General features: G+C 50.6%; 4 protein-coding genes and 2 pseudogenes. 4 read left to right on the top strand and 2 right to left on the bottom strand.

Translation table 11 applies throughout. The features are described 5' to 3' along the window. Positions 1-102: 102 nt before the first annotated feature. Positions 103-321 (top strand): annotated as a pseudogene (locus tag LKD36_RS17755) (MobA/MobL family protein); the annotation flags it as partial. Positions 322-589: 268 nt separating this feature from the next. On the opposite strand, the gene LKD36_RS17310 reads toward LKD36_RS17755, so the two are convergent. Together LKD36_RS17310 and LKD36_RS17305 are read right to left on the bottom strand one after the other, a co-directional pair. Then, entirely contained in the window at positions 590-880 is a 291-nt protein-coding gene (locus tag LKD36_RS17310) for a type II toxin-antitoxin system YafQ family toxin (protein ID WP_002596328.1), read from the bottom strand. Then, the gene (locus LKD36_RS17305; RefSeq protein WP_005924829.1) at positions 877-1,155 is read right to left on the bottom strand and encodes a type II toxin-antitoxin system RelB/DinJ family antitoxin; all 279 of its coding nucleotides are present in this window, start codon (positions 1,153-1,155) and stop codon (positions 877-879) included. Before LKD36_RS17305 ends, LKD36_RS17310 begins: the two co-directional genes overlap by 4 nt. Positions 1,156-1,282: 127 nt before the next feature. Here LKD36_RS17305 and LKD36_RS17300 point away from each other — a divergent pair, with 127 nt between their 5' ends. The 3 genes and pseudogenes from LKD36_RS17300 to LKD36_RS17290 all read left to right on the top strand — a co-directional run. Further along, a complete protein-coding gene (locus tag LKD36_RS17300; protein ID WP_308460375.1) occupies positions 1,283-1,678 on the top strand; it encodes a cysteine-rich VLP domain-containing protein in 396 nt (131 codons plus the stop codon). A gap of 138 nt (positions 1,679-1,816) precedes the next feature. Further along, the gene (locus LKD36_RS17295; RefSeq protein WP_308460374.1) at positions 1,817-2,002 is read left to right on the top strand and encodes a hypothetical protein; all 186 of its coding nucleotides are present in this window, start codon (positions 1,817-1,819) and stop codon (positions 2,000-2,002) included. Positions 2,003-2,089: 87 nt separating this feature from the next. Then, positions 2,090-3,319: pseudogene (locus LKD36_RS17290) on the top strand (recombinase family protein); the annotation flags it as partial. Positions 3,320-3,494: the final 175 nt, after the last annotated feature.

The raw sequence follows: 3,494 nt of genomic DNA, 5'->3' as shown, positions 1-3,494 counted from the left end.
AAAGAAACCTGTACACAGAGTACAAATGACCGATGGTAAAAGAAACATCATTCGGCAGCTTCTCGAAGAATACGATAGCGTATCCCGGATGGGAAAGGCGATTGGAAAAATCACCGAGAGGATACGACCGACTGGAACGATAAAGAAAATGTGGAGATTTGGCGGGCAGCGTGGGCGGCCTACACCAATCGGGCGTTGGAATCTGCCGGCAGACCGGAGCGCATTGACCATCGCAGCTACAAGCGGCAGGGCATTGATAAGATTCCCTCTGTCCATCTGGGGCCAGCCGCCAGCCAAATGGAAAAGCGCGGCATCCGCACCGGCAAAATCCGGGCCTTGCAGGAAAGCGCTGCGCTGTTCAGCTTTTTGCAGGCAAACGGCATCCAATCTATGCAGCAGCTTCATGAAAAAATCGCTGATATGAACAGCCGTTACTATGACCTGCGCGGAAAGATCGTCAAGGCCGAGCGCCGGATCGGTAAAGGATACTGCATTTTGGCGTACCCCTGTCAAGTGCATCGCATTTCACGACACCCCTTTGCATACAGAAAAACCGCCGTACAGGTTTCCCTATACGGCGGCAGACTGTTTATTTGCCGAACAAGTCGCTGTGTGTGCCGGTGCGGGCCAGCGTCAGCACCAGAACATCATCTTCTATGCGGTAGACAAGCAGCCAGTCCGGGAGAATGTGACATTCCCGATGGCCTGCCCAATCGCCGGACAGGTCATGGTCACGGTTCTTATCCGGCAGCGGTTCGCCCATCGCCAGCAACGCTACGACCTGCTCCAGCAGTTCGATCTTCAAGCCACGCTTGATGGCTCGTTTGTAGTCTTTTTTGAAACTGGTCGTGTACTTGACGGTATATTTGGTTTCTTTCATCTTTTCAGGTCAGCAAATAACTCGTCAAGGTCATTGTAGCCCTTTACAGACGGGTCTTTTGCAATCCTTTCCGCTTCCAGCATGGCAGCAACCGTTTCTTTGTTCGGCTGTTCCAGCCTTACTTCAAAGGGAATGCCGCCTTCACGAAGCGACTGGCGCACAAAGATGTTAAACGCCGTAGTCAGGTTCATGCCAAGTTCCGTAAACAGTGCGTCCGCCTGTGCTTTCAAATCTGCGTCCATGCGGATACTGATGTTTGTGGTATTTCCAGCCATACGATCAACCCCCTTTCTGCTGATAATTATAGTATATGCCATTTGCACGAAGAAAACAATACTTTGCACGAATATTTAATAATAAATTCATTTAAGGAGGTTACCGACTTTATGAAAGAAATCATTTATGAAGAACAATAAGTCTGAACCTATCCCCGTCATGGATTACCGCCAGTACCGCAGAGTGCGGAGGCTGGTGCATGAGTGCTGTAACTACATCGACGGAAACTGTATCGCCCTGGACGATGGGGAGGAATGTGTCTGTGTCCAGTCTATTTCCTACTCCCTGTTGTGCAGGTGGTTTCGGGCGGCGGTATTGCCGCAGGATAAGGAACTGGAAACGGCGCTGTTTACCCCCGGTTCCAACCGGGCCAAATACTGCCCGGAATGTGCCGCACGCATGAAGCGGATCAATGCCGCAAAGTCAAAGGACATTCGGCAGGTGCTTACCGAGCTCTACGAGGTCTTTGACTTCTGCGCTGTGGAGGAGGCGGCGCACTACTACGAAAACTGGCAGTCCTGACCTCGGGCCAACTTGGCCCGAAGCGTGGAGCAGAACGAAAGGGCAGCACCTTTTACCGGGCGTTGTCCTTTCGCTTTTCCCCACCGGGACAATGAGGGAAAACACTGGCCATCAACCAATTACGCAAAGGAGGCTTTCATGGTATACTCCGTTACTTATCAGAGTGAAACCAAGACCGTCCCTTTTCAGGGAAAAAGCATTGTTCTGGAAAGTCTGACGCCGGTACTCTCCCCGAAAGAAAAGGAGAAGCGGAAGAAAGACATTGAACGCTGTCTGTATGAAGTGTTCAGCAAGTACATAAGGGCCGGGGACAGCCCCGCCTGACCATCGACAACATTGTCCTGCGGGGCTATCAATGGTATAATATACTTGTAGGTTGGTAGCTCCATTTCCACAGGAAAGGAGCCCAACATGAATATTAGAGAAGATGTAATTTATGCAAGACAGTCGGTAGACCGCAAGGACAGTATCAGTATTGAGAGCCAGATTGATTTCTGCAAGTATGAGTTGAAGGGAGGCAGTTGCCGGATTTTCAAGGACAAGGGCTATTCGGGAAAGAACAGCGACAGGCCCGAGTTCCAAAAGCTCCTTGGCGAGATACGCAAAGGCAAGGTGCGCCGGGTAGTTGTCTACAAACTGGACAGAATAAGCCGCTCCATTCTGGACATTGCGAACATGATGGAGCTGTTTCAGGAATACGATGTGGAGTTTGTTTCCTCCACAGAGAAGTTCGACACCTCGACCCCGATGGGCCGGGCCATGCTGAATATCTGTATTGTATTCGCCCAGCTTGAACGGGAGACAATTCAGAAGCGTGTCACGGACGCTTACCACTCCCGGTGCCTGAAAGGCTTTCACATGAGCGGCCAAGCCCCCTATGGCTTTGAATTGGAGCCTACGGTGGTAGAGGGTATCCGCACAAAGATGATGGCGGCTGACCCCGTGGCCGCTAACCATGTGCGGCTGATGTTTGAAATGTACGCCGAGCCGGAAACCTCCTTTGGAGACATTACCCGGTATTTTGAGGAACAGGGTATCAAGATTTATGGGAAGTCATTGACACGCCCCTTCTTGTCCCAGTTACTCCGAAACCCGGTCTATGTACAGGCCGATTTGGAAATGTACGAGTTTTTCAAAAGTCAGGGTGCGGTGGTAGTTAATGACGCCGCCGACTTCGCCGGGACAAATGGCTGCTATCTCTATCAGGGCCGGGATGTGAAGGAGGACAAGAGCCTGAAAGATCAGATACTTGTGATTGCTCCCCATGAGGGCTTTGTACCCTCCGACATTTGGTTACGGTGCCGCAAGAAGCTGATGACAAACATTACCTTCCAGAACGGGCGCAAGGCCTGGAACACTTGGCTGGCCGGGAAAATCAAATGTGGGAAATGCGGGTACGCTCTCAAAACGACCCATAACCCCTCCGGCTATGAATACCTGCGCTGTTCCAAACGTGCCGACCACAAGGGCTGTCCGGGGTGCGGCACACTCCGCAAGAATGAGTTTGAACAGTTCATTTTCGCCGCTATGGGAGAAAAGTTCCGGGAGTTCAAGCTACTCCGGGGCGGCGAAGAAAAGGCCAACCCGAAGATCACCGGCTATCAGGTGGAGCTTGTATTTGTCCTTATCAGAGTTCATAAACACTGATGGGACGATATAACACAAGGGAAAAAATAAGGGAAAGCTCACCTGCGACAAATCCAGTGTTTTCAAGGGTTTGCGGAGAATTTAATAACAAAATATAACAGTTATTATAAAATGTACCCTATAGATTAGACAGTTTGAGTTTTTAAAACCCTTACCATTAGACAGTAAG

The organism is Hominiventricola filiformis, assembly GCF_020686965.1.
In the GTDB taxonomy this organism is placed as follows: domain Bacteria; phylum Bacillota; class Clostridia; order Lachnospirales; family Lachnospiraceae; genus Hominiventricola; species Hominiventricola filiformis.
Note: the sequence above shows the minus strand (reverse complement) of the source record. Positions and strands in the feature narration are given on the sequence as shown.

What these genes read in the sequence shown, in the direction of transcription:
- LKD36_RS17310 (WP_002596328.1), bottom strand. Translation starts at nt 880, where the DNA reads ATGAAAGAAACCAAATATACCGTCAAGTACACGACCAGTTTCAAAAAA.
- LKD36_RS17305 (WP_005924829.1), bottom strand. Translation starts at nt 1,155, where the DNA reads ATGGCTGGAAATACCACAAACATCAGTATCCGCATGGACGCAGATTTG.
- LKD36_RS17300 (WP_308460375.1), top strand. Translation starts at nt 1,283, where the DNA reads ATGAAGAACAATAAGTCTGAACCTATCCCCGTCATGGATTACCGCCAG.
- LKD36_RS17295 (WP_308460374.1), top strand. Translation starts at nt 1,817, where the DNA reads ATGGTATACTCCGTTACTTATCAGAGTGAAACCAAGACCGTCCCTTTT.